General features: G+C 70.6%; 25 protein-coding genes and 2 pseudogenes. 14 read left to right on the forward strand and 13 right to left on the reverse strand.

Annotated elements, in window-relative coordinates; all coding sequences use genetic code 11:
• Nucleotides 1-401 precede the first annotated feature (401 nt).
• Together ACZ3TS_RS17220 and ACZ3TS_RS17225 are read right to left on the reverse strand one after the other, a co-directional pair.
• On the reverse strand, nt 402-1127 hold the full coding sequence (locus ACZ3TS_RS17220) for an FMN reductase (RefSeq protein WP_467618555.1): 726 nt from the start codon (nt 1125-1127) through the stop codon (nt 402-404).
• The gene (locus ACZ3TS_RS17225; RefSeq protein WP_467618557.1) at nt 1124-2236 is read right to left on the reverse strand and encodes an LLM class flavin-dependent oxidoreductase; all 1113 of its coding nucleotides are present in this window, start codon (nt 2234-2236) and stop codon (nt 1124-1126) included. Before ACZ3TS_RS17225 ends, ACZ3TS_RS17220 begins: the two co-directional genes overlap by 4 nt.
• Before the next feature lie 104 nt (nt 2237-2340).
• Between ACZ3TS_RS17225 and ACZ3TS_RS17230 the strand changes: the two genes are divergently transcribed.
• The gene (locus ACZ3TS_RS17230; RefSeq protein WP_467618558.1) at nt 2341-3147 is read left to right on the forward strand and encodes a DUF6597 domain-containing transcriptional factor; all 807 of its coding nucleotides are present in this window, start codon (nt 2341-2343) and stop codon (nt 3145-3147) included.
• 191 nt (nt 3148-3338) lie between these two features.
• On the opposite strand, the gene ACZ3TS_RS17235 is transcribed toward ACZ3TS_RS17230, so the two are convergent.
• Entirely contained in the window at nt 3339-3800 is a 462-nt protein-coding gene (locus ACZ3TS_RS17235; RefSeq protein WP_467618561.1) for a hypothetical protein, read from the reverse strand.
• A gap of 146 nt (nt 3801-3946) precedes the next feature.
• On the opposite strand from ACZ3TS_RS17235, the gene ACZ3TS_RS17240 reads away from it, so the two are divergent.
• From ACZ3TS_RS17240 to ACZ3TS_RS17250, 3 genes are all read left to right on the forward strand, one after another.
• On the forward strand, nt 3947-4282 hold the full coding sequence (locus ACZ3TS_RS17240) for a YnfA family protein (RefSeq protein WP_467618562.1): 336 nt from the start codon (nt 3947-3949) through the stop codon (nt 4280-4282).
• Between the two features lie 133 nt (nt 4283-4415).
• Nucleotides 4416-5192 (forward strand): SDR family NAD(P)-dependent oxidoreductase, encoded by a 777-nt coding sequence (locus tag ACZ3TS_RS17245; protein ID WP_467618564.1) that lies wholly within the window; start codon nt 4416-4418, stop codon nt 5190-5192.
• Complete coding sequence (locus ACZ3TS_RS17250) at nt 5192-5359, forward strand: hypothetical protein (RefSeq protein WP_467618566.1); 168 nt, start codon at nt 5192-5194, stop codon at nt 5357-5359. Before ACZ3TS_RS17245 ends, ACZ3TS_RS17250 begins: the two co-directional genes overlap by 1 nt.
• Nucleotides 5360-5422: 63 nt before the next feature.
• Here ACZ3TS_RS17250 and ACZ3TS_RS17255 read toward each other — a convergent pair whose 3' ends face one another.
• A complete protein-coding gene (locus ACZ3TS_RS17255; RefSeq protein WP_467618569.1) occupies nt 5423-6616 on the reverse strand; it encodes an RtcB family protein in 1194 nt (397 codons plus the stop codon).
• A 190-nt stretch (nt 6617-6806) separates the two neighbouring features.
• Here ACZ3TS_RS17255 and ACZ3TS_RS17260 point away from each other — a divergent pair, with 190 nt between their 5' ends.
• From ACZ3TS_RS17260 to ACZ3TS_RS17270, 3 genes are all read left to right on the forward strand, one after another.
• On the forward strand, nt 6807-7619 hold the full coding sequence (locus ACZ3TS_RS17260; RefSeq protein WP_467618570.1) for a DUF3558 domain-containing protein: 813 nt from the start codon (nt 6807-6809) through the stop codon (nt 7617-7619).
• Between the two features lie 125 nt (nt 7620-7744).
• Nucleotides 7745-8668 (forward strand): DUF3558 family protein, encoded by a 924-nt coding sequence (locus tag ACZ3TS_RS17265; RefSeq protein ID WP_467618572.1) that lies wholly within the window; start codon nt 7745-7747, stop codon nt 8666-8668.
• Between the two features lie 169 nt (nt 8669-8837).
• Entirely contained in the window at nt 8838-10085 is a 1248-nt protein-coding gene (locus ACZ3TS_RS17270; protein WP_467618575.1) for a DUF2637 domain-containing protein, read from the forward strand.
• A 56-nt stretch (nt 10086-10141) separates the two neighbouring features.
• Here the strand turns inward: ACZ3TS_RS17270 and lysS are convergent, their stop codons facing one another.
• Nucleotides 10142-11908 carry a lysine--tRNA ligase gene (gene lysS / locus ACZ3TS_RS17275; protein ID WP_467618578.1) on the reverse strand — a complete coding sequence of 589 codons (1767 nt, stop codon included), beginning with the start codon at nt 11906-11908 and terminating at the stop codon, nt 10142-10144.
• Between the two features lie 257 nt (nt 11909-12165).
• Between lysS and argS the strand changes: the two genes are divergently transcribed.
• From argS to ACZ3TS_RS17295, 4 genes and pseudogenes are all read left to right on the forward strand, one after another.
• Nucleotides 12166-13929 carry an arginine--tRNA ligase gene (gene argS, locus ACZ3TS_RS17280; RefSeq protein ID WP_467618581.1) on the forward strand — a complete coding sequence of 588 codons (1764 nt, stop codon included), beginning with the start codon at nt 12166-12168 and terminating at the stop codon, nt 13927-13929.
• Between the two features lie 205 nt (nt 13930-14134).
• A pseudogene (locus tag ACZ3TS_RS17285) lies at nt 14135-14386 on the forward strand (Scr1 family TA system antitoxin-like transcriptional regulator); the annotation flags it as partial.
• Nucleotides 14383-14580: a DUF397 domain-containing protein gene (locus ACZ3TS_RS17290; RefSeq protein ID WP_467618583.1), complete on the forward strand. Its 198-nt coding sequence runs from the start codon at nt 14383-14385 to the stop codon at nt 14578-14580. The pseudogene ACZ3TS_RS17285 and the gene ACZ3TS_RS17290, both read left to right, overlap by 4 nt.
• A gap of 36 nt (nt 14581-14616) precedes the next feature.
• Entirely contained in the window at nt 14617-15411 is a 795-nt protein-coding gene (locus ACZ3TS_RS17295) for a DUF4253 domain-containing protein (RefSeq protein WP_467618586.1), read from the forward strand.
• Here ACZ3TS_RS17295 and ACZ3TS_RS17300 read toward each other — a convergent pair.
• The gene (locus ACZ3TS_RS17300) at nt 15374-16621 is read right to left on the reverse strand and encodes an aminotransferase-like domain-containing protein (protein WP_467618588.1); all 1248 of its coding nucleotides are present in this window, start codon (nt 16619-16621) and stop codon (nt 15374-15376) included. The two genes, ACZ3TS_RS17295 and ACZ3TS_RS17300, sit on opposite strands and share 38 nt — an antisense overlap.
• Nucleotides 16622-16782: 161 nt before the next feature.
• Here ACZ3TS_RS17300 and ACZ3TS_RS17305 point away from each other — a divergent pair, with 161 nt between their 5' ends.
• Complete coding sequence (locus tag ACZ3TS_RS17305) at nt 16783-17715, forward strand: phosphotransferase family protein (RefSeq protein WP_467618591.1); 933 nt, start codon at nt 16783-16785, stop codon at nt 17713-17715.
• Between the two features lie 15 nt (nt 17716-17730).
• On the opposite strand, the gene ACZ3TS_RS17310 is transcribed toward ACZ3TS_RS17305, so the two are convergent.
• Nucleotides 17731-18636: an SAM-dependent methyltransferase gene (locus tag ACZ3TS_RS17310; protein WP_467618593.1), complete on the reverse strand. Its 906-nt coding sequence runs from the start codon at nt 18634-18636 to the stop codon at nt 17731-17733.
• Nucleotides 18637-18967: 331 nt separating this feature from the next.
• On the opposite strand from ACZ3TS_RS17310, the gene ACZ3TS_RS17315 reads away from it, so the two are divergent.
• Together ACZ3TS_RS17315 and ACZ3TS_RS17320 are read left to right on the forward strand one after the other, a co-directional pair.
• Complete coding sequence (locus ACZ3TS_RS17315) at nt 18968-19228, forward strand: hypothetical protein (RefSeq protein ID WP_467618651.1); 261 nt, start codon at nt 18968-18970, stop codon at nt 19226-19228.
• A gap of 2 nt (nt 19229-19230) precedes the next feature.
• Nucleotides 19231-19556 (forward strand): annotated as a pseudogene (locus ACZ3TS_RS17320) (DUF4232 domain-containing protein).
• A gap of 10 nt (nt 19557-19566) precedes the next feature.
• On the opposite strand, the gene hemB reads toward ACZ3TS_RS17320, so the two are convergent.
• The 6 genes from hemB to ACZ3TS_RS17350 form a co-directional block, all read right to left on the reverse strand.
• Nucleotides 19567-20559, reverse strand: a complete 993-nt coding sequence (gene hemB, locus ACZ3TS_RS17325) for a porphobilinogen synthase (RefSeq protein ID WP_467618595.1) — start codon at nt 20557-20559, stop codon at nt 19567-19569.
• Between the two features lie 225 nt (nt 20560-20784).
• The gene (locus ACZ3TS_RS17330) at nt 20785-21153 is read right to left on the reverse strand and encodes a hypothetical protein (protein ID WP_467618598.1); all 369 of its coding nucleotides are present in this window, start codon (nt 21151-21153) and stop codon (nt 20785-20787) included.
• Between the two features lie 247 nt (nt 21154-21400).
• Complete coding sequence (locus tag ACZ3TS_RS17335; RefSeq protein WP_467618600.1) at nt 21401-23104, reverse strand: bifunctional uroporphyrinogen-III C-methyltransferase/uroporphyrinogen-III synthase; 1704 nt, start codon at nt 23102-23104, stop codon at nt 21401-21403.
• Nucleotides 23101-24096: a hydroxymethylbilane synthase gene (hemC, locus tag ACZ3TS_RS17340; protein WP_467618602.1), complete on the reverse strand. Its 996-nt coding sequence runs from the start codon at nt 24094-24096 to the stop codon at nt 23101-23103. The genes ACZ3TS_RS17335 and hemC overlap by 4 nt, the downstream gene beginning before the upstream one ends.
• Nucleotides 24093-25877, reverse strand: coding sequence for a glutamyl-tRNA reductase (locus ACZ3TS_RS17345; RefSeq protein ID WP_467618604.1), 1785 nt, complete (start codon nt 25875-25877; stop codon nt 24093-24095). The genes hemC and ACZ3TS_RS17345 overlap by 4 nt, the downstream gene beginning before the upstream one ends.
• Complete coding sequence (locus tag ACZ3TS_RS17350; RefSeq protein ID WP_467618606.1) at nt 25874-26632, reverse strand: redox-sensing transcriptional repressor Rex; 759 nt, start codon at nt 26630-26632, stop codon at nt 25874-25876. The genes ACZ3TS_RS17345 and ACZ3TS_RS17350 overlap by 4 nt, the downstream gene beginning before the upstream one ends.
• Nucleotides 26633-26846 lie beyond the last annotated feature (214 nt).

Consider the following 26846-nt stretch of genomic DNA (forward strand, 5'->3'; position numbering starts at 1 on the left):
GAATCCCCCCGGTTCGGGACGGACCGGCGCGGCACGGGTGAGCCGGTGGGCACGACGGTGGCGGCCCACCCCTCGCCCACACCCTGGACCCGCCCGGGACCCGCCCAGGAGCAGCCGGGCACCGAGCGACAGAAAGATCCAGGCGAAAGGGACCGCCCGAACGGTGCGAGCGCGTCCCGTCGCCGTCCGCCCGGACCCCGGACCGACCGGCACGTCGAGGGCCCACCGCACGGAACCGCCCGGCCGCCGCTCGGGAGCCGGCGCCACGAAGATCCGCCGACCGCCGGTAGGTCCTGTCGTCACGCCCGTCGTCCGCCCGAAGGGCCGGCCGGGCGGCGTCCGGCGCCTTGCGGGCGTGCGTGCCAGGCGTCGCCCGGCCGACGGGAGTTCGACGACGGCGCCTAGCCCCGCAGCGCAGCCAACTGCTCCTCGAAGGGGATCACCTTGAAGCCGTGCGAGTGCGTCGCGCCGTCGCCCGGCACGGGCGCACGGTGCAGCCCCGCGGGCGCGGGCCCGATCTCGGACCCGTACGCGACGGGCTCGGACACGGCCCCGGCGGGCTCCCGCACCGGCTCGGCGGTCCCCGACAGAGACACGGCCCCCTCCTCGCGGGGGGACCCCGCCCCCATCAGCCGCACCAGTTCTCCCGCGGCCCGTTCGATCCGATCGGCGAGTCCCTCGGCGCCCCAGTCCTCGGAGGCCGCGTACACACCGGTCGGGACGACCACGGCCCGCAGGTAGGAGAAGAGCGGACGCAGGGCGTGGTCCAGGACCAGCGAGTGCCGGGCGCTGCCGCCGGTCGCCGCGATCAGGACCGGCTTGCCCAACAGCGCGTCCTTTTCGAGCACGTCGAAGAACGACTTGAACAGTCCGCTGTAGGACGCCGAGAACACCGGTGTGACGACGATCAGCCCGTCGGCCTCCGTCACCGCGTCCAGCGCCTCGGCGAGCGCGCGCCCGGGGAAACCGTTGGTGAAGTTGTGCGCGATCTCCACGGCGAGGTCGCGCAGCTCGACGACCCTGATGTCGGCGGAGGTGTGCCGCTCCACCGCGGCGGCCAGCCGGTCGGCCAGCAGCCGCGTGGAGGACGGGACGCTCAGACCCGCCGAGACGACGACGAGCTTCATACGACGGTCACCTCCTCGGATCCTTCCTGGGACTCGGACTCCTTGGCGGCGAGCAGCAACTGGTGCGTCGGTGCCTCGGGCACGCTCGCCGGACGGTTCTTCGCGAACTCCTCGCGCAGCACCGGCACGACCTCCTCGCCGAGCATGTCGAGCTGTTCCAGGACGGTCTTCAGCGGCAGTCCGGCGTGGTCCATCAGGAACAGCTGGCGCTGGTAGTCACCGGCGTACTCGCGGAAGCTCAGGGTCTTCTCGATCACCTGCTGCGGCGAGCCGACGGTCAGCGGGGTCTGGTCGGTGAAGTCCTCCAGGGACGGCCCGTGGCCGTAGACCGGAGCGTTGTCGAAGTACGGGCGGAACTCGCGCACCGCGTCCTGGGAGTTCTTCCGCATGAACACCTGTCCGCCCAGGCCGACGATCGCCTGCTCGGGCGTGCCGTGCCCGTAGTGGGCGTAGCGCTCCCGGTACAGCTCGACCATCCGCTTGGTGTGGTCGGCGGGCCAGAAGATGTTGTTGTGGAAGAAGCCGTCGCCGTAGTACGCGGCCTGCTCGGCGATCTCCGGGGAGCGGATGGAGCCGTGCCAGACGAACGGGGGCACGTCGTCCAGCGGGCGCGGCGTGGAGGTGAAGCCCTGCAGCGGCGTGCGGAACTTGCCCTCCCAGTTCACCACGTCCTCGCGCCACAGCCGGTGCAGCAGCGCGTAGTTCTCGATGGCGAGGTTGATGCCCTGGCGGATGTCCTGCCCGAACCAGGGGTAGACCGGCCCGGTGTTGCCGCGCCCCATCATCAGGTCCACCCGGCCGTCCGCGAGGTGCTGGAGCATCGCGAAGTCCTCGGCGATCTTCACCGGGTCGTTGGTGGTGATGAGGGTCGTGGAGGTGGAGAGGACCAGCTTCTGAGTCCTCGCCGCTATGTAGCCGAGCATCGTGGTCGGCGACGACGGCACGAACGGCGGGTTGTGGTGCTCGCCGGTCGCGAAGACGTCGAGGCCGACCTCCTCGGCCTTCAGCGCGATGGCGACCATGGCCTTGATCCGCTCGCGCTCGGTCGGCGTCCGCCCCGTGGTCGGGTCCATGGTGACGTCGCCGACGCTGAAGATCCCGAACTGCATGCTCGCTCACCTTCCAGGTTGTTTATGATTCAACTATACCCGGGAACGGTGCCGCCTTGCCCGGTATTCCGCCCACCGTCAGTGCCCGCTCGTACGATCCGGTCATGGCCGCCCCACGCCGTGACACACGAGGCATCGTCGACGCCGCGGAGCTCTTCTCGCGCGTCGCCTTCCGTCGTCTCGAACCGGCCGAGCCCCTGCGCCCGTATCTGGAGCACTACTGGCTGATCGACTGGGACCTCCCGGAGCCGTACGCGTCCCATGTCGTCCCGCACCCGTCGGTGAACGTCGTCTTCCAGCGGTACGGCGACCAGACGCCCTGGGGCGAGGTCGCGGGCATCGGCCTGGAGCTGTTCACACAGAAGCTGGAGGGCCGGGGCCGGGTGTGCGGGATCCAGTTCCGCCCGGGCGGCTTCCGCCCCTTCGCGCCCGGGCACCCGGCGGCGGACTGGACGGGCCGCCGCGTCCCGCTGCCCGAGGTGTTCCCGGACGCGGATCCGGCGGCGGTCCTCTCCCCCGCCGACGAGCGCGACCGCGCGGCCGCCCTGGACGCCTTCCTGCTCGCCCTCGGCCCCCGCCCTGACCCGCAGGCCGACCTCGCGATGGCTCTCGCCGACCGTATCCGCACGGACCGCACGATCCGCCGCGTCGCCGACTTCGCACGGGCGGAGGGCCTGTCCGTACGGGTCATGCAACGCCTGTTCGCCGCGTACGTGGGCGTGGGCCCGAAGTGGGTCATCCTGCGCTACCGCATCCACGAGAACCTGGAGCGCGCGGAGACCGAAGATGCGGTCGACTGGGCGGGCCTGGCCGCCGACCTCGGCTACGCGGACCAGGCCCACCTGGTGCGGGACTTCACGGCGACGGTCGGGGTACCTCCCACGGCATACATCCAGCATCGCGCCCCTTAAGGGGCGCGATGCCGTGACATGGCGCGGCTCCGCCGCGTGGGCGCCCTCGGACTACGACCTCACGCCGCTCGGCCCGCAGCCTCAGCGGGCTGCTGTCCGCCGTGAAGGACTGGGCGGAAGCCCACATCCAGGAGGTCGACGAGGTGAGGGAGCGGTACGACGCGGAGAGCGGCTGGACCTCCTGACGGCGCTCAGAAGGCGTACCGGTCTCCCGTGCCCAGCGCCACCACCTGCTGGCGGTCGTTGCCCGGGTTGCGGTCCACCGCGCCGCCGCCCCACAGGGAGTCGATCTCCAGCCGCACCTCGTCGGTCGACGTGTCCGCGAGGCGTACGCGCAGATGGATCTCCTTGCCCTCGCCGTACGCGGCGATCGCCCCCGTGCGGCACAGCACCGTGCTCGCGTCGTACCGCGCACAGTTCTCCGGCAGCTGCTGCTGGTCCGCCAGCGGCTTCGACCAGCGCAGTCTCGCGGTGGCGTCCTCCAAGCCGGACGGCCCGTGGTTCGACGGGGTGAACCGTACGTTGACCTCGCCGCGACCCATCGCCACATAGCCGTGATAGGCGAGGTCGACCTCAAGACCCGCGGCCACGGCGGGCACGGCCGCCCCCACCGCCACGGCCGCGCCCAGCGCGACGGAAATCCACTTCCTCATCGTCACTTCCTCCGCATCTGCCCGGACATCACCGTATGTATCCCACGTGTACGGTGCGACAGGCGCCGCCGGGCAGGTGACCTGCGCGCGAAGCGGTCAGGCGGGCCCCTTCCGGTGCGCCGGGGGCTTCATGCGAGGGTGGCCGTATGCTGATCCTCCGCTCCGCCGCGCTCTTCGTCGTGGCCGCGCTCTTCGAGATCGGCGGCGCCTGGCTGGTGTGGCAGGGCGTGCGCGAACACCGTGGCTGGGTGTGGATCGGAGCGGGCGTGATGGCGCTCGGAGTCTACGGTTTTGTCGCCACCCTCCAGCCGGACGCCCACTTCGGCCGCATCCTCGCCGCGTACGGCGGTATCTTCGTGGCCGGTTCCCTGGCCTGGGGCATGGTCGCGGACGGCTACCGCCCGGACCGCTGGGACGTGACCGGTGTGCTGATCTGCCTCGCCGGGATGGCCGTGATCATGTGGGCGCCACGGGGTCACTGAGCACCTTCGGGCATCCGGCCGATCACGGGCGCCCCGCCGGTCGTCGGCTGCCGCGACCTATCCTGGGCGGAGGGCGCACGTACGACCGTACGCGCGACCGCAGGAACGAGCCCGCCGCCCGAGGAGCCGCCCCATGACCGCCGCCGCACCCTCCGCCGCCTCCCGCATCGCCGTCGTCACCGGCGCGAGCAGCGGCATCGGCGCCGCGACGGCCCGGCAGCTCGCCGAAGCGGGCTACCGCGTCGTCCTCACCGCCCGTCGCAAGGACCGCATCGAGGCGCTCGCGGAGGAGCTCACGGCGGCCGGGCACTCGGCGACGGCGTACGCGCTGGACGTCACGGACCGCGCGGCGGTCGACGAGTTCGCGACGGCGTTCAGGACGATCGGAGTCCTGGTGAACAACGCGGGCGGCGCGCTCGGCGCCGACCCGGTCGCGAGCGGCGACCCCGAGGACTGGCGCCGGATGTACGAGACGAACGTCCTCGGCACCCTGAACGTCACGCAGGCTCTGCTGCCCGCGCTGACGGCGAGCGGCGACGGCACGGTGGTGGTCGTCTCCTCCACCGCCGGCCACGCCACGTACGAGGGCGGCGCCGGCTATGTCGCCGCCAAGCACGCCGAGCACGTCCTCGCCGAGACCCTCCGCCTGGAGATCGTCGGCACCCCCGTCCGCGTGATCGAGGTCGCCCCCGGCATGGTGAAGACGGACGAGTTCGCGCTGACCCGCTTCGGCGGTGACGCCCAGAAGGCGTCGAAGGTGTACGAGGGCGTCGCCGAGCCACTGACGGCGGACGACGTGGCGGACACGATCAGCTGGGCGGTCACCCGCCCCAGCCACGTCAACATCGACCTCCTGGTGGTCCGCCCGCGGGCCCAGGCGTCGAACACCAAGGTCCACCGGGAGGCGTGATGTCCGAACCGGCCCCGGCGGACGAGCCCGAGACCACCGCGGAACAGGACCGCCTGTCCCTGGAGAAGAAGCGCGAACGCTACGTCTGGTACTACCTCGCTTACTTCCTCTTCGGCATCCACATCGTGGCGTTCGTGATGATCTACGCGGTGAAGCACGCGAAGTGAATCCACCGGTGGATGTGACCTCGGCGGCTGTTCGACTGCGGACGGAGCCGGGCCTTCGCTGCGTCAGCCCTTCACGCAGACCACCTGCTTGAGCTTGGCCACGACCTCCACCAGGTCGCCCTGCTGCTCGATGACCTGTTCGATGGGCTTGTACGCGCCCGGGATCTCGTCCACCACGCCGGAGTCCTTGCGGCACTCCACGCCTCGCGTCTGGTCCTCCAGGTCCTTCGCCGTGAAGCGACGCTTCGCCGCGTTGCGGCTCATGCGCCGGCCCGCGCCGTGCGACGCCGAGTGGAACGACTTCTCGTTGCCGAGGCCCTTCACTATGTACGAGCCCGTGCCCATGGAGCCCGGGATGATCCCGTACTCGCCGGAACCCGCGCGGATCGCGCCCTTGCGGGTCACAAGCAGGTCCACGCCCCCGTACCGCTCCTCCGCCACGTAGTTGTGGTGGCAGGAGATCTCCGGCTCGAAGGTCGGCTTCGCCTTCCTGAACTCCTTGCGGACCACGTCCTTCAGGAGCGCCATCATCAGCGTGCGGTTGTGCTTCGCGTACTCCTGCGCCCAGTACAGGTCGTTGCGGTACGCCGCCATCTGCGGGGTGTCCGCCACGAAGACCGCGAGGTCACGGTCGATCAGGCCCTGGTTGTGCGGGAGCCTCTGGGCCACGCCGATGTGGTACTCGGCCAGTTCCTTGCCGATGTTGCGGGAGCCGGAGTGGAGCATGAGCCACACGGCACCGGTCGTGTCCGTGCAGACCTCGATGAAGTGGTTGCCCGACCCGAGCGTGCCCATCTGCTTGGTGGCGCGCTCCTCGCGGAACTTCACCGCCTGGGCCACTCCGTCGAACCGCCCCCAGAAGTCGTCCCACCCGGAAGTGGCCACCCCGTGGAACCGGCCGGGCTCGACGGGATCGTCGTGCATCCCGCGCCCCACCGGGATGGCCTGCTCGATCTTCGAGCGCAGCCGCGTCAGGTCGCCCGGAAAATCGTTCGCCGTGAGGGACGTCCGCACCGCCGACATCCCGCAGCCGATGTCCACCCCCACCGCCGCCGGACACACCGCGTCCCGCATGGCGATGACCGAGCCGACCGTCGCCCCCTTGCCGTAGTGGACGTCCGGCATGACCGCGAGGCCCTTGATCCACGGCAGGGTCGCCACGTTCTGCAGCTGCTGCATCGCGGCGCCCTCGACCGTCGCCGGGTCCGTCCACATACGGATCGGGACCTTCGCCCCTGGCACCTCTACGTACGACATTTCTTCCCCATCCCCCGAAAAGACAACAAAAGTCCCTCATCGCAAAACCGGCGCCAAGGTCGACGTAACGGACAACGGACCGGCGTCCACGGCAGTGCGTGCGATAGACATTGTCTCCAGGGGGCCGCTCCACGCGGCAACCGAATAACCAGCGGACACACCCCACGGGACCGTCGAGAGGAGCCTCACCGTGCAGCGAAGGGCTTACGTACCGGGCGCCGTCGTGCTCCTCGCGGCACTGCTGGCCGCCTGCACCGGCAGTTCCGGCACCGGCGACTCGGCGGAGGACTCGAAGGCCGGCGGCTCCACCGCGAGCGCGGCCGCCGCCCAGCCCGGCAAGCACCGCACCCTCTCCGACGCCTGCAGCGCGGTGAGCCACGACACGCTCAACCTCCTCCTGCCCGGCATCAAGCAGATAGCGGACCAGGATCAGCGGGACAAGGTGTACGCGGGCACCGCCGCACCCACGTACAACAACGACCGCCGCTCCGGCTGCCGCTGGAAGGCGGAGTCGACCGGCGCCACGGACCATCTGTTCGTCGACTTCGAGCGCGTGGTGTCGTACGACAACGCGGTCTCCGACGACACCCGCGCCCATGAGGTGTACGCCACCAAGGAGAAGGCCGCGAACCTTCCCGAGCCCAGTGCCGCCTCCAGTTCGTCGGGCGGCGGCACCGGGACGAGCGCGAGCGCCACGCCTTCCGGCTCGGCCTCCGCCTCCGCCTCCGCTTCGACCTCCGCCTCCGCGAGCCCGTCCGCCACCGGGACCGCGGCCGACCTCCAGCCGCGCACGCTCGACAAGCTCGGCGACGAGGCGTTCCTCAACGACCAGCTGAGCACCGCCCAGCAGCGCACGGTGACTGTGGTGTTCCGCACGTCCAACGTGATCGTGACCATCGAGTACGACGAACAGCCGGCCACCGCCACGGAGGCCCCGAACAGCAAGGACATGCAGGACAACGCCCGAAAACTGGCTCAGCAGCTGGCCGGTTCACTCGGCTGACGAGCCCCCCTGGCCGCCCCCCGCAAAGGACCCGAACCTCGCACCGCATGTGTCCCCACCGCGTACCGTGGCCCCTCGGACCCGATCCGACCGCACGATCCACGAGCGTCATGAGTGAAGGAACCATGCACCGACCTGCACAGCGAGACCAGCGAGATCAGCACGATCAGGGAGAGCACCGGCCGGGCCTCCGGCTCTCCCGCCTTCGCCGACTCCTCGTCTGCGCGGCCGCCGTTCCGGCGGTGCTCGTCGCCGCCGGCTGCTCCTCCTCGGACTCCGGTTCCGCCTCGGGCGGCGACGCCAAGCAGCAGACCCCGACCGCGCAGCCTTCGAAGAGCGCCTCCGCGAACGCCGTGCAGCCGGCCGCGTACTCGACACTGCCCGAGCCCTGCGCCGTCCTGTCCGAGAAGACCCTGGGCGATTTGGTGCCCAAGGGGGCGAAGTCCGGCAAGGAGGGCACGTCGGACAACACGTCGTCGCGATCGAGCTGTTCATGGGACAGCCTGGAGAACAACGGCGTGAAGGGCTCCCAGTTCCGCTGGCTCAACGTCTCCCTGCTGCGCTTCGAGTCGAACACGCGCGGCACGGGCAACAAGCTCGCGCACGAGTACTACGCCAAGCAGGTGCAGGACGCCCAGTCTGTCGAGGGCGCGAAGAACACCAAGTCGCAACCGGTCGCCGGGGTGGGCGACGAGGCGACCGCGCTGCGCTACGACCTGAAGAAGAAGGAGGGCTCCTTCAAGCAGCAGACGGTCGTGACGCGCGTGGAGAACGTGGTCGTCACCCTCGACTACAACGGCGCGGGCCTGGCCGGCGACAAGACGCCGAACGCCGACGACCTGACGAAGGCGGCGGAGAAGGCCGCCAAGGAGGCCGTGTCCGCGGTGTCGACGGCGAACCAGGACGGCGGCAACGCGAACGCGTCCCCTTCGCAGGGAGCGTCGAAGAGCGCCTCGCCGTCGAAGTCGGCGTCGGCGAGCCCGTCCAAGGGCGCGAAGAGCGCGTCCCCGTCCGCGTCGGCATCGTCGTCGGCCGCCGAGAAAAGCTGATCGGGCCGGAGAAAGCGGGCTCGGCTGCCGCCGAATCCGTAGCGCCACCAGGACACTTGCCGGAGCCCGGTCCCGCGAGGACCGGGCTCTCGCCACACCGGGCACCCGTTCGCCACGCGTGTGTGCCACCCTGTTGCGCGCAACAACCCGCAATGGGAGGGGAGTACAGGTGGCCGCGCCACTGCAGCTGACACGGATGCACCGGGTTCTCATAGGAGTGGTCGTCACCGGTGCCGTCATCATCGCCGGGATCGGCTTCGCGGGTTCCTACGCGGCCGTGCGCGAGCTGGCCATCAAGAAGGGGTTCGGGAACTTCAGTTACGTGTTCCCGGTCGGCATCGACGCGGGCATCTGCGTCCTGCTGGCCCTGGACCTGCTGCTGACCTGGATCCGCATCCCCTTCCCCCTGCTGCGCCAGACGGCGTGGCTGCTGACGGCGGCGACGATCGCGTTCAACGGCGCGGCGGCCTGGCCGGATCCGCTGGGCGTGGGCATGCACGCGGTGATCCCGGTGCTGTTCGTGGTCGCCGTCGAGGCGGCCCGCCACGCCATCGGCCGGATCGCGGACATCACGGCGGACAAGCACATGGAGGGCGTCCGCCTGACCCGCTGGCTGCTCTCCCCCCTGCCCACGTTCCTGCTCTGGCGGCGCATGAAGCTGTGGGAGCTGCGCTCCTACGACCAGGTCATCAAGCTGGAACAGGAACGTCTCGTCTACCAGGCCCGTCTGCGCTCCCGCTTCGGCCGCGCATGGCGCCGCAAGGCCCCCGTGGAGTCGCTGATGCCTTTGAGGCTGGCGAGGTACGGCGTCCCCCTTGCGGACACGGCCGCGGCGGGCCTGGCGGCTGCGGGCATAGAACCGGCCCTGATACCCCCGCAGCCGCAGCCGCAGCCGCAGGCAGCGGTACCTCCCAACGAGCCGCGCCCCCAGCTCGAGGGCAACCAGAACCCCGCGCAGCCGGAATACATGCCGGAGCCCGAACAGAGTCCTTGGTTCAACGCCCCGCAGCAGATCGAGTACCAGGGCACCTACGACCCGACGTACGAGCCGGAGCCTTCCTACGACCCGGAGGAAGACCACTGGCAGTGGTACGAGGAGCAGCAGCACCAGGAGCAGCCGCGGGAGGCCCCCGCCCAGGAACCCTCTCCGGAGGAGACCGGCAGTTTCCCCATCCCCGTCACCGGCAACCGCACCCGCGAGCTAGGCGGGGGCGGCGGCACGGAACCGGACGAGGAGGCCTACTACCAGGTCTTCAAACAGTCGATCAACGGCAGCGGCTACCCGACCCCACGCGAGTTCAGTGACAACGTCGAGGCGACGTACGGCGTCCCCGTCCTGGACGCCGACGCCAAGCGCATGGTGATGCGCTTCCAGAACCGCCACACCGCGGAACTGGAAGAGGACCACATCGCGTGAACGCGTGAAACAAGAGGCCCCCGTACGTTGCCGTACGGGGGCCCTCTTGCGCGGGTTCACTCCCCCAGCAGCTTCCGGACCCGGTCCTGGCCCACGGCCAGCAGCAGCGTAGGCAGCCGCGGCCCCGTGTCGCGCCCCACCAGCAGGTGGTACAGGAGCGCGAAGAACGACCGCTGGGCGGTCTTGATCTCCGGCGGCAGCTCCTTGGGAGTGGCGTCGGCGGAGAACCCGGCCTGCACCTTGGGCACGCCGTACACGAGGTGGGTGAGGCCGTCCAGCGACCAGTGCTCCTCGAGACCGTCGAGCAACAGCCGCAGCGACTGCTGCGTCTGCTCGTCAAGCGACTTCAGCAGCTCCACGTCCGGCTCGTCGCGGACGATGGTGCGCTGGTCGGCCGGGACGTGGGTGTTGATCCACGCCTCGGCCCTGTCGTACCGCGGCCGCGCCTCGTCGAGCGAGGTGAGCGGGTTGGCCGGGTCGAGGTCGGACAGGATGCGCAGTGCCTGGTCCTGGTGACCGGCGGTGATGTCGGCGACGGACGCCAGCGTGCGGTACGGCAGCGGGCGCGGGGTGGCGGGCAGCGGGCCGGCGGCCGTGCCGGTCGCCCGCGTGTACGCGGCCACGTCCCCCGGGAGCGCGGAGTCATCGGCGACCTTGCCCGCCAGCTTGTCCCACTCGTCGTAGAGCCGCTGGATCTCCTGGTCGAAGGCGATCTTGAAGGACTGGTTGGGCCTGCGGCGGGCGTAGAGCCAGCGCAGCAGCTGGGGCTCCATGATCTGGAGGGCGTCGGCCGGGGTCGGCACCCCGCCCTTGCTGCTGGACATCTTGGCCATGCCGCTGATGCCCACGAAGGCGTACATCGGTCCGATGGGCTGCTTGCCGCCGAAGATCCCGACGATCTGCCCGCCGACCTGGAAGCTGGAGCCGGGCGAGGAGTGATCCACACCGCTGGGCTCGAAGACGACACCCTCATAGGCCCAGCGCATGGGCCAGTCGACCTTCCACACCAGCTTGCCGCGGTTGAACTCGCTCAGCCGCACCGTCTCGGTGAACCCGCAGGCCGAGCACGAGTACGTCATCTCGGTGGTGTCGTCGTCGTACGCGGTGACGGTGGTGAAGTCCTTGCCGCACCGCCCGCAGTACGGCTTGTACGGGAAGTACCCGGCGGAGCCGGAGCTGCCGTCGTCCTCGGCGGCGGCGCCGGAGCCCTCGGCCGCTTCCAGTTCGGCCTCGTCGACGGGCTTCTGCTGCTGCTTCGCGGCCGCCTTGGGCTTGGTCCGGTACTGCGCGAGGACGGCGTCGATCTCGCCGCGGTGCTTCATCGCGAAGAGGATCTGCTCGCGGTAGGCGCCGGAGGTGTACTGCTCCGTCTGGCTGATGCCCTCGTACTCGACGCCCAGCTGGGCGAGCGACTCGATCATCGCGGCCTTGAAGTGCTCGGCCCAGTTCGGGTACGCCGAGCCCTTGGGCGCGGGCACGGAGGTCAGCGGCTTGCCGATGTGCTCGGCCCAGGACTCGTCGACGCCCGGCACTCCGAAGGGGACCTTCCGGTACCGGTCGTAGTCGTCCCAGGACAGCACATGGCGCACCGTGTACCCACGACGCCGGATCTCGTCGGCGACGAGGTGCGGCGTCATGACCTCCCGCAGATTCCCGAGGTGGATGGGGCCCGACGGCGAGAGCCCGGACGCGACGACGACCACCGGAGCGGTAGCGACTGATGTCACTGCGCCCGGGGCCCGACGCTCCGACTCCTCGATGACCTCATCCGCGAAACGGGAGACCCAGTCGGTGGTCTCGGTGCTCTGAGCCACGATCGGCACGTCCTCTTTTTCTGAGTTTTTCTGAGTTTTTCTGAGTTTTCCGGGGATTCCTCTGAGACAGCCGGCACGGTCACACGGCTGACCGCTCCATTGTCCCTGCCGGGGCCACATCCACGAAAACCACTTTTCAAACGCTCACCCGGATCTCGTGGCCGCCGACATGGGCCCCGCCGTGGCCGAGCCCGGAAAAACCGCTTTACCCCCATGGGATACTGGCCACGTCTATCCGTACGCACGAGGAGAACGGCACCCACCCCATGGCCTCGGTCACGTCCCTCACCGCCTCCGTCCACCAGCGCCTCGCGTCCGCCGTCTCGGCCACCCTGCCGGAGGCCGCCGGCGCGGACCCGCTGCTGCGACGAAGCGACCGGGCCGACTTCCAGGCCAACGGAATCCTGGCGCTCGCGAAGAAGGCGAAGGCTAACCCCCGCGAGCTGGCGACCCAGGTCGTGGACAAGGTCGTCACCGGTGACGTGATCAAGGACATCGAGGTCTCCGGCCCCGGCTTCCTCAACATCACGGTCACCGACAAGGCGATCACCGAGAACCTCGCCGCGCGCGCCGCCGACACCGAGGGCCGCCTCGGCGTGCCGTTCGCCGAGAACCCGGGCACCACGGTCATCGACTACGCCCAGCCGAACGTGGCGAAGGAGATGCACGTCGGCCACCTGCGCTCCGCGGTGATCGGCGACTCCGTGGTCAAGCTCCTGGAGTTCGCCGGCGAGACGGTGGTCCGCCGCCACCACATCGGCGACTGGGGCACCCAGTTCGGCATGCTCATCCAGTACCTGGACGAGCACCCGCACGAGCTCGACCACAAGGCCGCCCAGGTCACCGGTGAAGAGGCGATGTCGAACCTCGACCGCCTCTACAAGGCGGCCCGCAGGCTCTTCGACTCCGACGAGGAGTTCAAGACGCGTGCCCGCCGCCGGGTGGTCGACCTCCAGGCCGGCGACCCGCACACGCTCGCCATGTGGCAGAAGTTCGTCGACGAGTCGAAGATCTACTTCTTCTCCGTCTTCGAGAAGCTGGACATGGAGATCCGCGACGCGGACATCGTCGGCGAGTCGGGCTACAACGACATGCTCGAGGAGACCTGCCGTCTGCTGGAGGAGTCCGGAGTGGCGGTCCGCTCCGAGGGCGCGCTGTGTGTCTTCTTCGACGACATCAAGGGCCCGGACGGCAACCCGGTCCCGCTGATCGTGCAGAAGTCGGACGGCGGCTACGGCTACGCCGCCACGGACCTCTCCGCGATCCGTGACCGCGTCTTCAACCTGAAGGCGAACTCGATCATCTACGTCGTGGACGCCCGCCAGTCGCTGCACTTCAAGATGGTCTTCGAGACCGCGCGGCGGGCCGGCTGGCTGAACGACGACGTGGAGGCGTACCAGCTCGCCTTCGGCACGGTGCTGGGCAAGGACGGCAAGCCGTTCAAGACCCGTGAGGGCGAGACGGTCCGGCTGGTCGACCTGCTGGACGAGGCGATCGACCGCGCCTCCGCCGTCGTACGGGAGAAGGCGCAGGACCTGTCCGAGCAGGAGATCGCCGAGCGCGGCGCCCAGGTGGGCATCGGCGCGGTGAAGTACGCGGACCTGTCGACGTCGGCGAGCCGCGACTACAAGTTCGACCTCGACCAGATGGTGTCGTTGAACGGCGACACGTCCGTCTACCTCCAGTACGCCTACGCCCGTATCCGGTCGATCCTGCGGAAGGCCGGCGAGGTACGCCCGGCGGCGCACCCCGAGGTGGAACTGGCGGACGCGGAGCGCGCCCTGGGCCTGCACGTGGACCAGTTCGCGGAGACGGTGGCGGACGCCGCGCGGGAGTACGCCCCGCACAAGCTGGCGACGTACCTGTACCAGCTGGCGTCGCTCTACACGTCCTTCTACGACAAGTGCCCGGTCCTGAAGGCCGAGACGCCCCAGCAGGTGGAGAACCGCCTCTTCCTGTGCGACGTCACGGCCCGCACGCTGCACGAGGGCATGGCCCTGCTGGGCATCAGGACGCCCGAGCGGCTCTGACCGGCCCTCACCCGTCGGCCCCGGCCTGAGTCAACAACGGGCCGGGGCCGAACGCTGCGGGCATTCAGAGGCTGAGCACCGCCCGTAGCGCGTCGCATCACGGAGCAGCTGATCTCTTATAGCTCTGGCAACGAAGGCCGACAGATTGCCGTCCGCCGCCTCGCGGGCCGCCTGCAGGAGTTCGTCCGGCACGGTCAACGGCGGGCTACCGGGCCTGTCCGTGCAGTTCCTGCCACTGACCAGTCCATCCCACGCGGGGCTCGACGGACCCTTCGTACTCCTGGAAACACCTGACCACCAGCACCTCGCTTACATCGAGGGCCAGCGGGGCAGCCAGTGGGTTTCCGACGCAGGCGAGGTGTCCATCCTGGCGCGCAAGTATGCGATGCTGCGGGCACAGGCCCTCACCCCACAGGAGTCAAAGCGCCTGCTGGACCGTCTGCTAGGAGAGCAATGAGCACCGCACTTCAGTGGTTCAAGTCGACCTACAGCGGTAGTGAAGGCGGCGAATGCCTCGAAGTCGCCTTCGCAGGACGCGAGTCCAACAACGAGACAGCAGTCCACATCCGCGACTCCAAGAACCCCGCCGGCCCCACCCTCCAGGTCACCCCGGCCACTTGGACCGCGTTCACCACCTTCGCCACCCGCTAGCGACCGGTGTCAGTGGCTGCCCCTACAGTCACTGCCATGGCGACACTTCCCAATCCGCTGCCCCAGTTGGCGGCCGATCCGAGCGGGCGCGCGCTCGGGCTTGAGCTCCCGCCCGGGAGACTGATCGATGCGACGGACGAGGGCCCGTGGCACGAGCCGTTGCTTTGGCATGCCGGGCGTCCGGCGTCGTCCGGCAACTGGGCGCGGCTGGGCGTGCCCGGCGCGCGGGCGGGGCTGCTCCCGGTGCTCGTCGATGTCGGCGGAAGCCAGGGCGGCCCCGAGGAGTGGGAGTTGATCCCCTGGGAGATGTCGTATCCCGGGGACCACGACGCCGAGGCGGTGCTGGCCGAGCTCTGGGAGGAGTGCGCGGGGGACGCACCCGGCGAGGACTGGCCCGGCCTCGCCGCCGCGCCCCGGTTGGAGGCCGACCCCGACGCGCGTGCCGCCGAGGTCGCCGATCGTCTGCTGGACGACGGCTCCTGGTTCAAGGAGCCGCGGCTCGCCCTGGTCCCGGCCCGCCGGTCCGCCGACATCCCCGCGGCCATCGGCTGGAGCGGCCCGCTGAACTACGAGAGCGACACGGCCCTCCTCTGTTCCGTGCTCCGCTCCTGGGAGGACCGTTTCGGCATACGGGTCGTCGCGCTCACCTTCGACCAGCTGGTCCTCTCGGTCGCCGCGCCGCCCACGACCACGGCCGAGGCGGAGGCGGTTGCCGCCGAGCACTTCGCGTTCTGCCCGGACAACGTCACCCAGGGGAACCACGAGACGCTGCGCTCGTACGCCGAGCACGAGGTCATGGGCCAGCGGGTGTGGTCCTTCTGGTGGGACTGACGGGTCGGCCCAGTCCCCTGCCCAGCCTCCGCAGACCCTCCGCGATCTGCTCGGGGGTGTGCGTGACGAAACACAGCCGCATCGTCGACGTGTCCGGTGCGCCCGGGTAGAAGGGCGCGCCGGGGACGTACGCCACGTCCTGCTCCACCACCCGCGGCAGCAGGGCCGCGGTGTCGTATGCCTCGGGGAGACGGGCCCACAGGAACATGCCGCCCTCGGGGCGGTTCCAGGCCGAGCCCTCCGGGAGCGCGTCCGCCAGACCGGCGAGCATGGCGTCCCGGCGCTCGCGGTACGCGGCGGCGACCCGCGCCACGTGCGCGTCGAGGTCACGGTCGGCGAGGTACTGGGCCGCGGCGAGCTGGTTGACGGTCGGCGTGTGCAGGTCGGCGGCCTGCTTGGCGACCACGCAGGCCCGCCGCAGCGCCGCCGGGGCCCGCAGCCAGCCGAGCCGCAGCCCGGGCGCCATCACCTTCGAGAAGGAGCCGAGCAGCACGGTGCGGTCGCGCGCATCCTCGAAGGAGGCGATCCACGGCACACGATCGCCTTCGAAACGGAGTTCACCGTAGGGGTCGTCCTCGACGATCCACAGTCCGCGCCGGGCGGCGACCCGGGCGATCGCGGCACGACGGTCGCCCGGCAGGGTGCGGCCCGTGGGGTTCTGGAAGGTGGGCACCGTGTAGAGCAGCTTGGGTCGCTCCCGCACCACCAGCTCCTCCAGCGCGTCCGGATCGATGCCGTCCGCGTCCCCGGGCACGGCGACGATCCGGGCGCCCGCGAAGCCGAACACCTGGAGTGCCGCGAGATAGCAGGGGCTTTCGACGAGGACGGTGTCCCCGGGCTCCAGCAGGGCGGTCGCGAGCAGGGACAGCGCCTGCTGCGAGCCGGTGGTGACGAGCAGGTCGTCGGGACCGGTCGCCAGGCCGCGCAGGGTGGTGCGGTCGGCGAGCGCCGAGCGGAGCGCGGGCTCGCCCTCCGTCGTCGAGTACTGCAGCGCCCGCCGCGGCGCGTCGGCCAGCACGGCGTGGAACGCGGCGGCGACGCCCTCGGTGTCGAAAAGCCCGGGAGCAGGCAGTCCGCCCGCGAAGTTGACGACTTCGGGACGAGCGGTGACGGCGAGGATGTCCCGTACGGGGGAACCGCCGACCGCGGCGACCCGGGCGGCGAACGCGGGCAGTGGCGGACTGCTGACCACACTGTCGGTGAAGGTCACGGCGGCGGCTCCTTGTCGGCGACGGGCGCCCGGCGGCGCGGAACGCCGTGGGTACGCCACTCGAGAACACCTCGTTCGCGCACTTTAGGGACATCAATGCCGCATGCAACAACCTTGTTTCGCCATGCGGACGGCCGTCGATGGGCCCTAGCATGCGGCCCATGCTGCCGAGCGTGGACACGATCGACGAGTTGGAAGCGATGGTCTCGGACGAGGCGGTGCTGCGCCCCGCCGCACTTGACGTGTGCAACCAACTGGGGCTCGTCGGGCTGCCGGTGCGGCGCTTCGACGAAGGCACCCTCCCGGTGTACGCGATCGGGGGGGACCTGGTGCTGAAGCTGTATCCGCGCTTCGAGACGACGGAAGCCATCAGAGAGGCACGGGTGTTGTCCCACCTGTGGGGACAATTACCCCTTCCCACACCTCGGTTGCACGCCACAGACGAGTACAGCAACGGCTGGCGGTTCGTGCTGATGTCCCGACTGCCCGGCCTGAGCGTCGCCGAGGCCTGGCCGCGGCTCACGGCGGCGGAGCAGGACCGGATCGTGACGGAGTCGGCCGAGACACTGGCCTCGCTGCACGCCATGGACTTCAAGCCGCTGACGGATGTCGTGGGGCCCTCGGACTGGAGCTCCTTCCTGCGCCATCGGCGGGCGAGGACGCTCCGGCAGCACAGCATCAACGGGGTGACCGAGCCCTGGCTGAGCCAGATCCCCGGCTTCCTGGACTCGGTACCCCTGCCGACGTCCACCGAACTCGCGTTGCTGCATACCGAGTTCATGCGAGAGCACCTGACCATCGACATGCGCGACGGCCGTCGGCTGACCGGACTCTTCGACTTCGAACCGGCGATGATCGGCGACCCGGCGTACGACTTCGTGAGCGCGGGCCTGTTCGTCACGCGCGGCGACGCGCGTCAGTTCGGTCGCTTCTATCAGGCGTACGGACGTGCCCCGCACGACCCGTATCAACTGCTCGCATACACGCTTCTGCACGTGTACAGCGACCTCCCTCTGTACTTGCAGGAGCTTCCGTCACCGGCCGAACCACGCCTCGACGCGCTCGCCGAGATGTGGTTCGGCACGGAGGGATGAGGGGGACCGGCCTCGCTAGGCCTTCCGGCCGGTGGCCGCGTACACGTTGATGTCGGCGTCGGTGACGTCGTTGATGTCGCGGTAGCGGACCTTCTCGATGTCGTCGAGGGTGGCGAGGTAGGCCGGGTCGACGTCCTCGGGAAGGGGCGCCGCGCCGTCCTGGTGCCAGTGGTGGACCGGGACGACGCCCGGCTCCTCCAGGGTGATGCCCGGGGTATCGGTGAAGAACCGGGCCACCTCGTCCTTGGAGCGCAGCACGAAGGTGAAACCGCGCTCGGTGTACGTGCGCTGGACCGCGCGGATGTTCTCCGGGTTGAGGTCCTCGGTGAGGTGGCTGAGCACGAGCCGGCTGCCCGAAGGCAGCGCATCCACCAGTTCGCGCACGATCGGGTACGCCTCCGCGTCCTCGACGAAGTGCAGGATGGCCACCAGCACGAGCGCGACCGGCTGGTCGAAGTCGAGGGTCTTCGCAGCCTGTTCGAGGATCTGCGCCGGTGCTTTGAGGTCGGCGTCGATGTAGTCCGTGCGGCCCTCGGGACCGCTGGTGAGCAGTGCGCGGGCATGCGCGAGGACGACGGGGTCGTTGTCGACGTACACGACCCGCGATCCGGGGGTGATCCGCTGGGCGATCTGGTGGACGTTCTCCCCGGTCGGCAGCCCGGTGCCGATGTCGAGGAACTGCTGGATGCCGTCCTCCTTCGCCATCCTGGTCACCGCGCGGCGCAGGAAATCGCGGTTGTGCCGGACGTCGTGGTAACCGCGCGGGTTGGCGGCGAGTGCCGCGGCGGCCGCCGCGCGGTCCACCGGGTAGTTGTCCTTGCCCCCGAGAAAGACGTCGTAGACGCGTGCCGGATGGGCCTTGGTGGTGTCGATCCGCTTTCTCAGTCCGGCCGGGTCGTGGCTGAGGGCATCGCCGGACATGGACGTCTCCCTGAAGGTCGGCGTAGGAGTGGGTCATTCAACGGGCAACCAATGTGATGGTCAACAACCTAACTCCTGAGACGAGTTGGAAGTGCCCGGACCGTGCGCGACGGCCCCACGGGACCTCCCCGGCGTCCCGTCCCGAGTTCCCACGGAACGGCGTCTCCCCAGGTCAGCACGCATCCTCAGATCCCGGCGTCCCGAAATCCGCGGCGGATGTGGCGGCCGCGCACACACACCGCCCAAACTGTCCCCAGCGAGGCTTCCGCTCCCGGTGACCGGTCGAGCGGCCGCGCCACCCCCCAGCTCGTCGACGTCGAAGGGCCGACCCATGTCCGCTCGTACCGCCGGTACCGCTCGCATCGCCCGTACCCGTCTGCTCGCCGCCACCACGGTCGTGCTCGCCGTGCTCGGACTCACGGCCTGCCAGAACGGGGAGGGCGTACGGGACGAGGGCCCGTCCTCGTCGTCGACCCTCTCCGACACCTCGCTCCGGGGCGCAGGAGGCTCCGGCACGGCGGCTCGCTGCTCGGGCGGCCACACGCGGACGACGGCGACCGGGATATCCCGCCCCGCGAACCACTGCTCCTGACGATCACCAACACGGGCGCCACGAAATGCACCCTCACCGGCTACCCGAAGACCCGCTTCGGCGGGGCGGACTCCTCACCGCCGCCCGCCGGGGAAACGAAGCCGCGCACCGCGTCACGCTCTCCCCCGGAGAATCGGCCTACGCGGGCGTGGTCCTGTCGTCGGCGGACGGCACCGGCGCACAGGGCCGTACGGTGAAGACCCTCACCGACACGCTCCCCGGCGGCTTTGCCGTCCACCCCGCGCTCCCGGCCGAAGGCGCGCACGTCGACGATCAACTGATGGTGACGTACTGGCAGTCGAGCCGGGAGGCGGTCCTGACGTACTGAGGGCTACGGCTCAGCGCAGCTTCCGGGCGACCTCGGTGGCCCAGTACGTGAGGACATTGCGGGCGCCGGCCCGCTTGATGCCGGTCAGGGTCTCGATGATCGCGCGGTCGCGGTCGACCCAGCCCTTCTCGGCGGCGGCCTCGATCATCGAGTACTCGCCGGAGATCTGGTACGCAGCGACGGGCACGTCGACCGCGTCCGCGACCCTCGCCAGGATGTCGAGGTAGGGGCCCGCCGGCTTGACCATCACCATGTCGGCTCCCTCCTCCAGGTCGAGCGCGAGTTCCCGCAGGGACTCACGCCAGTTGGCGGGGTCCTGCTGGTACGTCTTGCGGTCGCCCTTCAGGGACGAGGCGACGGCCTCCCGGAACGGCCCGTAGAAGGCGGAGGAGTACTTGGCGGTGTAGGCGAGGATGGCGACGTCCTCGCGCCCGATCTCGTCGAGGGCATCCCGGATGACCCCGATCTGGCCGTCCATCATGCCGCTGGGCCCGACGACGTGGGCACCGGCGTCGGCCTGCACCTGAGCCATCTCGGCGTACCGCTCCAGCGTGGCGTCGTTGTCGACCCGCCCCTTCGCGTCGAGCACTCCGCAGTGGCCGTGGTCGATGGTCTCGTCGAGGCACAGATCGGACATGACGAGGAGGTCGTCCCCGACCTCGGCGCGCACATCGCGGATGGCGACCTGCAGGATCCCGTCGGGGTCGGTGCCGGGCGTGCCCACGGCGTCCTTCTTCGACTCCTCCGGCACACCGAAGAGCATGATCCCGGAGATCCCGGCCTCCGCCGCCTCCGCGGCGGCCTTCTTCAGGCTGTCCCGGGTGTGCTGCACGACGCCGGGCATGGCCGCGATCGGCACGGGCTCGCTGACGCCCTCCCGCACGAACGCCGGGAGAATGAAGTCGGCCGGGTGCAGCCGGGTCTCGGCGACCATACGACGCATGGTGGGCGTGGTGCGCAGCCGCCGGGGACGGGTACCGGGGAAGGATCCGTACTTCGTCATGACATCTACGCTACGCCCGCCCCGGGAGTCCTTTTGCCGACGCGTCGTCGGCCCGGGAGCTCCCTGGGGAGCATGCCCACAGGTGATCGGGGGGTACGCCGCGCCCCCGGGAACGAGGGCCGTGTGCCGGGCCATGACAGGCGAACCCCTTCCGGCGGCCCTCACTGGGGCCGCCGGAAGGGGGCTTTCGCGGTGTCGTCCTTGCGGTCCCGTCTGTTCAGACGGTCATCGGGCGATGCCCGCGGCGCGTACGACGGTCCGCGTCACGGTGTTGCCCCGACTGTCGCTCGCCCGCACCCGCAGCGTGACGTACTCCGCCCCCGCGGGTGCGCGCAGGGAGGTGCTGACCCTACCGTTGCCCGTGCCGCTGAGCTGGGCCTTCGTCCAGGTGGCGCCGTCGTCGTAGGACAGTTCCACCTTCTGCGTCCGCAGCGCCGCGTGGGAGCCGCCCGGCAGCTGGACGGGGGTGACGAGCAGGGTCGCGGCGCGCGGCCTTGCCGTCGGCGGACGTCGCCGGACCGTAGTCCAGCTGGACGAGGGGGAGTTGCTCCGGCCCGTCGGTGTTCCTGGGGCGCGGCAGAGGTGAACGTCCACTCGGTGCGGGTGGAGGTCGAGTTCGGGAAGTCGGCCGTGGAAGTGCGAGGATGTTGACGGCCTCTCAGGCGGCAGGACCGATAGGGACGGAGTCCGCGTGAAGCCGTGCGGGCCTGCATGCAACCGAGTGACCGCCGAGCGTCGAGGCAACCGGTGCCGGACGCCGAAAGGCGCCCCTGAGACCAGGGACGCCTCCAGCCACGAACTCACGGGACAAGGGGCACGGCAGGGCGTACCCGACCCGCGATCAGGTCGTCCGCCGCCTGCGCGCTCCCGGCCGCCGCTCGCTCGGCCGCGTCACCGGGTCCCCGGCCTCCAGCGCGGCAGCACGCCGCTTGCGGCCGAAGTCGGCGAGCGCCTCCGCCAGCTTGTGGACCGACGGCTCCGGGGCCATGACGTCGACCCGCAGGCCGTGTTCCTCCGCCGTCTTCGCCGTGGCGGGGCCGATGCAGGCGATCACCGTCACGTTGTGCGGCTTGCCCGCGATGCCGACCAGGTTCCGGACCGTCGACGACGATGTGAAGAGGACCGCGTCGAACCCGCCGCCCTTGATCGCCTCCCGGGTCTCGGCCGGCGGGGGCGAGGCGCGGACCGTCCGGTAGGCCGTGACGTCGTCGACCTCCCAGCCGAGCTCGATCAGGCCGGCGACCAGGGTCTCGGTTGCGATGTCGGCGCGCGGGAGGAACACGCGGTCGATCGGGTCGAACACCGGGTCGTACGGCGGCCAGTCCTCCAGGAGGCCGGCAGCGGACTGCTCCCCGCTCGGGACCAGGTCCGGCTTGACGCCGAAGGCGACCAGCGCGCTCGCCGTCTGCTCGCCGACCGCGGCCACCTTGATGCCCGCGAAGGCCCGCGCGTCGAGGCCGTACTCCTCGAACTTCTCCCGGACCGCCTTCACCGCGTTGACCGACGTGAACGCGATCCACTCGTAGCGGCCCGTCACCAGGCCCTTGACCGCCCGCTCCATCTGCTGGGGCGTACGCGGCGGCTCGACGGCGATCGTCGGAACCTCGTGCGGCACGGCCCCGTACGAGCGCAGCTGGTCGGAAAGCGACGCCGCCTGCTCCTTCGTACGCGGGACGAGAACCTTCCAGCCGAACAGCGGCTTGTTCTCGAACCACGAGAGCTGGTCGCGCTGGGCGGCGGCGGAACGCTCACCGACCACGGCTATGACCGGGCGGCCGCCCTCGGGGGACGGCAGCACCTTCGCCTGCTTCAGCGTCTGCGCGATCGAGCCGAGCGTCGCGGTCCAGGTGCGCTGCCGGGTCGTCGTACCGGCGATGGTCACCGTCAACGGCGTGTCCGGCTTGCGGCCGGCGGCCACCAGCTCCCCGGCGGCGGCCGCCACCGAGTCCAGGGTCGTGGAGACCACGACGGTGCCGTCGGAGGCCCCGACCTCGGTCCAGCAGCGGTCCGAGGCGGTCCGCGCGTCCACGAACCGTACGTCCGCGCCCTGCGCGTCCCGCAGCGGTACACCGGCGTACGCCGGGACGCCCACGGCGGTCGCGACGCCCGGCACGACCTCGAACGGGACGCCCTCGGCGACGCACGCCAGCATCTCCTCGGCAGCGTACGCGTCCAGGCCGGGGTCCCCGGTCACCGCACGGACGACCCGCTTGCCGCCCCGCGCGGCCTCCATGACAAGATGTGCGGCATCCCTCAACGCGGGGACACCAGCGGCTGTTGACTCGCCGTCAACAACCGCTGGCTGGGGCGTGCCCGTGCCCGGATACGCACCCGTGGCGGAGTCCGGGTCCGTGTTCAGGACGGCGACGCCCGCTCTGGCATGCATGCGTACCACGTCGAGCACCTCGTGCTCGCCGACGAGGACGTCCGCGTTCGCCAGCGCCTCCACGGCGCGCAGGGTGAGAAGTCCCGGATCCCCGGGTCCGGCACCGAGGAAGGTGACGTGCCCGTGTTCGAGGCCGGCGGGAAAGGCGGTGGGGCTCAATGTGCTCGCTCCCCCATCAGACCGGCCGCGCCCTGGGCAAGCATCTCGGCGGCGAGTTCGCGACCGAGCGCCATTGCCTGGTCGTGCGTCTCGGGCACGGGACCGGTGGTGGACAGCTGCACCAACGTCCGGCCGTCGGGGGTGCCGACGACGCCGCGCAGGCGCATTTCCTTGACAATCTGCCCGTCGGCCAACAGGTCGGCCAGCGCGCCCACAGGGGCGCTGCAACCGGCCTCCAGGGCGGCGAGCAGGGACCGCTCGGCGGTCACGGCGACCCGGGTGAACGGGTCGTCGAGCTCGGCGAGCGCGGCGATCAGTTCCGCGTTGTCCGCGGCGCATTCGATCGCGAGTGCCCCCTGGCCGGGAGCGGGCAAAACCGTGTCGACCGACAGGAAGTCGGTCACTTCGTCGATCCGGCCGATGCGGTTCAGTCCGGCGGCGGCGAGCACGACGGCGTCCAGCTCACCGTCGTGGACGTATCCGATGCGGGTGTCGACGTTGCCCCGGATCGAGACCGTCTCGATGTCGAGTCCGTGGCTGCGCGCGTACGCGTTCAGCTGCGCCATGCGGCGCGGCGAACCGGTGCCGATGCGCGCGCCGCGGGGCAGGTCGGTGAACTTCAGGGCGTCGCGCGCGACGATCACGTCACGCGGGTCCTCGCGCTCCGGTACGGCCGCCAGCGCCAGCTCCTCCGGCTGCGCGGTCGGCAGGTCCTTGAGGGAGTGCACCGCGAAGTCGATCTCGCCCCGCAGGAGCGCGTCGCGCAGGGCCGTCACGAACACACCGGTGCCGCCGATCTGGGCGAGGTGCTCGCGCGAGGTGTCGCCGTACGTCGTGATCTCCACGAGCTCCACGGGCCGTCCGGTCACGCGGCTCACGGCGTGCGCGACCTGCCCGGACTGGGCCATGGCCAGCTTGCTGCGCCTGGTTCCGAGCCTCAGCGCCCCTTCTTCGTGCGTGGCGCGCCCTTGCGGCTCACGTGGCTCACTCATGCTCGCCCTCGGTTCTCGGCCTTCTCGGTGTTCTCATTGCTCTTGGCGTCCTCGGCCCGCGAGACGGAGGCGACCGTCTCGGGGTCGAGGTCGAACAGGGTGCGCAGCGCGTCCGCGTACCCGGCGCCGCCGGGCTCGGCGGCCAGCTGCTTGACCCGTACGGTCGGCGCGTGCAGCAGCTTGTCGACGACGCGCCGCACGGTCTGAGTGATCTCCGCCCGGTGCTTGTCGTCCAGCTCGGGCAGCCGCCCCTCCAGGCGCGCGATCTCGTTGGCCACCACGTCGGCGGCCATGGAGCGCAGCGCGACGACGGTCGGCGTGATGTGCGCCGCGCGCAGGGCGGCGCTGAACGCCGCGACCTCGTCGGAGACGATCCGCCGCACCTGATCGACGTCGGCGGCCATGGGCGCGTCGGCGGAGGCCTCGGCGAGCGACTCGATGTCGACCAGCCGTACCCCGGGCAGCCGGTGCACGGCCGCGTCGACGTCCCGCGGCATCGCGAGGTCGAGGAACGACAGCACGGGCGCGGGGCGGGGGGCCGGCACGACCGGTTCGGGGCGGCGGCGCTCGGGGACCCTGCCGACGGTGGCCACGGTCGCGACGAGCGCGGTGATGACCTCGGCCTCGGCCTCGGGGTCGAGCACGGCACTGCCGGCCGGACGGGCGCTGCGCTCCTGGTCGCCCTTGTCGACCCATGCCGCGTGCTGCTCCAGTTCGGCGGCCGCCATCCCGGCGACGGCGGCCTCGCCCAGCACCGAGAAACCGGCGGTGCTCTGCACTGCGGACAGGTCGAGGGGGCAGCCGTCCTCGGTGCCGAGGCTGGTGGGCGGTAGTTCGTCCCGTACGGCGGCAGGGTCGGTCGTGCGCGCGTCGGTGGTACGGGCGGGTCCGGCGCCCTGCGCCGGGGCGGCCGGGGTGACGGGGCCGAGGGGCCCGTCCACGCGCCCCTCCAGCGCCTCCGCGACCGCCTGGGCCGTCAGGACCAGACCGGTCGCGCCCGTGCAGGAGACGACGACGTCGGCACGTGTCAGCTCGTCCGGCACCGTCTCCATCGGTACCGCGCGTGCCAGCACGTCCGTGTCGTCGCCCTCCTTGAGGATCTGCGCGAGGCGCTCGGCACGCTCCAGCGTGCGGTTGGCGATCACGACCTCGGCGACCCCGGCGCGCGCGAGGGTCGCGGCGGCCAGCGAGGACATGGAGCCGGCACCGATCACGAGGGCGCGCTTGCCCGCGGCCCAGGTCTCGACCGGCGCACCGGACGACAGCTGCTCCAGACCGAAGGTCACCAGCGACTGACCTGCACGGTCGATGCCCGTCTCGGAGTGTGCGCGCTTTCCGACCCGCAGAGACTGCTGGAACAGGTCGTTCACCAGGCGTCCGGCGGTGTGCCGGTCCTGCGAGGTGGCCAGGGATTCCTTGATCTGGCCGAGGATCTGGCCCTCGCCGACGACCATCGAGTCCAGACCGCAGGCCACCGAGAACAGGTGGTGGACCGCCCGGTCCTCGTAGTGGACGTAGAGGTAGGGGGTCAGCTCGTCGAGTCCGACTCCGCTGTGCTGGGCGAGAAGCGTCGACAACTCGGCGACGCCCGCGTGGAACTTGTCCACGTCGGCGTACAGCTCGATGCGGTTGCAGGTGGCGAGCACCGCGGCCTCGGTGGCCGGCTCGGCGGCGACCGTGTCCTGGAGCAGCTTGCCCTGTGCGTCCGCGGTCAGCGCGGCCCGCTCCAGGACGCTGACCGGCGCGCTGCGGTGGCTCAGCCCGACGACGAGGAGACTCATGCCGGCATCACGGCGGGGACGTCCCCGTCGGGCCCCTTGTCGGCGGACTGCGCGCCCGCCGACGAGGCCGGAAGGCCGTCGGGCAGGGCCTCCTCGCCGGCCTTGCGCTGCTCGTGGAAGGCGAGGATCTGCAGCTCGATGGAGAGGTCGACCTTGCGCACGTCGACGCCGTCCGGGACGGAGAGCACGGTCGGCGCGAAGTTCAGGATGGAGGTCACACCCGCGGCCACGAGCCGGTCACAGACCTGCTGGGCGGCGCCGGCGGGGGTGGCGATGACGCCGATGGAGACGCCGCTGTCCTTGATGATCTTTTCCAGGTCATCGGTGTGCTGGACCGGAATGCCCGCGACCGGCTTCCCGGCCATCGCCGGATCGGCGTCGATGAGCGCCGCGACCCGGAAGCCACGGGAGGCGAACCCGCCGTAGTTGGCCAACGCCGCGCCGAGGTTACCGATACCGACGATCACGACCGGCCAGTCCTGGGTCAGGCCCAGCTCACGGGAGATCTGGTACACGAGATACTCGACGTCGTAGCCCACGCCCCGGGTCCCGTAGGAGCCCAGGTAGGAGAAGTCCTTGCGCAGCTTGGCGGAGTTGACCCCCGCGGCCGCGGCCAGCTCCTCGGAGGAGACCGTGGGTACCGAGCGCTCCGACAGCGCAGTCAGGGCTCGAAGGTACAGCGGAAGCCTGGCGACGGTGGCCTCGGGAATCCCTCGGCTGCGGGTCGCCGGTCGGTGAGTTCGGCCAGTTGCCACGGTGCTCCTGCGGGTAGAGCGGGGCTGCAGGCGGTCACACGTTCCCGGACCGCCCCGTCGAATGCAGGCTATGTCTTTGTGAACGCGTGCACAAAGATGGTGTCCGATTTGTCCGGCCAACGTGACCGGGGTCACGCGCCCCCGGCGTATGGAGACGGAACGGGCGCACAGGCACCACCGTTCCTTTTCTTCTGGGGGCAAAACCGCACACTCT

This window comes from Streptomyces sp. NPDC022910 (assembly GCF_055561075.1).

What these genes read in the sequence shown, in the direction of transcription:
- ACZ3TS_RS17255 (WP_467618569.1), bottom strand. Translation starts at nt 6,616, where the DNA reads ATGTCGTACGTAGAGGTGCCAGGGGCGAAGGTCCCGATCCGTATGTGG.
- ACZ3TS_RS17250 (WP_467618566.1), top strand. Translation starts at nt 5,192, where the DNA reads ATGTCCGAACCGGCCCCGGCGGACGAGCCCGAGACCACCGCGGAACAG.
- hemC (WP_467618602.1), bottom strand. Translation starts at nt 24,096, where the DNA reads ATGAGTGAGCCACGTGAGCCGCAAGGGCGCGCCACGCACGAAGAAGGG.
- ACZ3TS_RS17295 (WP_467618586.1), top strand. Translation starts at nt 14,617, where the DNA reads ATGGCGACACTTCCCAATCCGCTGCCCCAGTTGGCGGCCGATCCGAGC.
- ACZ3TS_RS17230 (WP_467618558.1), top strand. Translation starts at nt 2,341, where the DNA reads ATGGCCGCCCCACGCCGTGACACACGAGGCATCGTCGACGCCGCGGAG.
- ACZ3TS_RS17235 (WP_467618561.1), bottom strand. Translation starts at nt 3,800, where the DNA reads ATGAGGAAGTGGATTTCCGTCGCGCTGGGCGCGGCCGTGGCGGTGGGG.
- ACZ3TS_RS17305 (WP_467618591.1), top strand. Translation starts at nt 16,783, where the DNA reads ATGCTGCCGAGCGTGGACACGATCGACGAGTTGGAAGCGATGGTCTCG.
- ACZ3TS_RS17220 (WP_467618555.1), bottom strand. Translation starts at nt 1,127, where the DNA reads ATGAAGCTCGTCGTCGTCTCGGCGGGTCTGAGCGTCCCGTCCTCCACG.
- ACZ3TS_RS17290 (WP_467618583.1), top strand. Translation starts at nt 14,383, where the DNA reads ATGAGCACCGCACTTCAGTGGTTCAAGTCGACCTACAGCGGTAGTGAA.
- hemB (WP_467618595.1), bottom strand. Translation starts at nt 20,559, where the DNA reads ATGACGAAGTACGGATCCTTCCCCGGTACCCGTCCCCGGCGGCTGCGC.
- ACZ3TS_RS17240 (WP_467618562.1), top strand. Translation starts at nt 3,947, where the DNA reads ATGCTGATCCTCCGCTCCGCCGCGCTCTTCGTCGTGGCCGCGCTCTTC.
- ACZ3TS_RS17315 (WP_467618651.1), top strand. Translation starts at nt 18,968, where the DNA reads ATGTCCGCTCGTACCGCCGGTACCGCTCGCATCGCCCGTACCCGTCTG.
- ACZ3TS_RS17265 (WP_467618572.1), top strand. Translation starts at nt 7,745, where the DNA reads ATGCACCGACCTGCACAGCGAGACCAGCGAGATCAGCACGATCAGGGA.
- ACZ3TS_RS17245 (WP_467618564.1), top strand. Translation starts at nt 4,416, where the DNA reads ATGACCGCCGCCGCACCCTCCGCCGCCTCCCGCATCGCCGTCGTCACC.
- argS (WP_467618581.1), top strand. Translation starts at nt 12,166, where the DNA reads ATGGCCTCGGTCACGTCCCTCACCGCCTCCGTCCACCAGCGCCTCGCG.
- ACZ3TS_RS17310 (WP_467618593.1), bottom strand. Translation starts at nt 18,636, where the DNA reads ATGTCCGGCGATGCCCTCAGCCACGACCCGGCCGGACTGAGAAAGCGG.
- ACZ3TS_RS17225 (WP_467618557.1), bottom strand. Translation starts at nt 2,236, where the DNA reads ATGCAGTTCGGGATCTTCAGCGTCGGCGACGTCACCATGGACCCGACC.
- ACZ3TS_RS17345 (WP_467618604.1), bottom strand. Translation starts at nt 25,877, where the DNA reads ATGAGTCTCCTCGTCGTCGGGCTGAGCCACCGCAGCGCGCCGGTCAGC.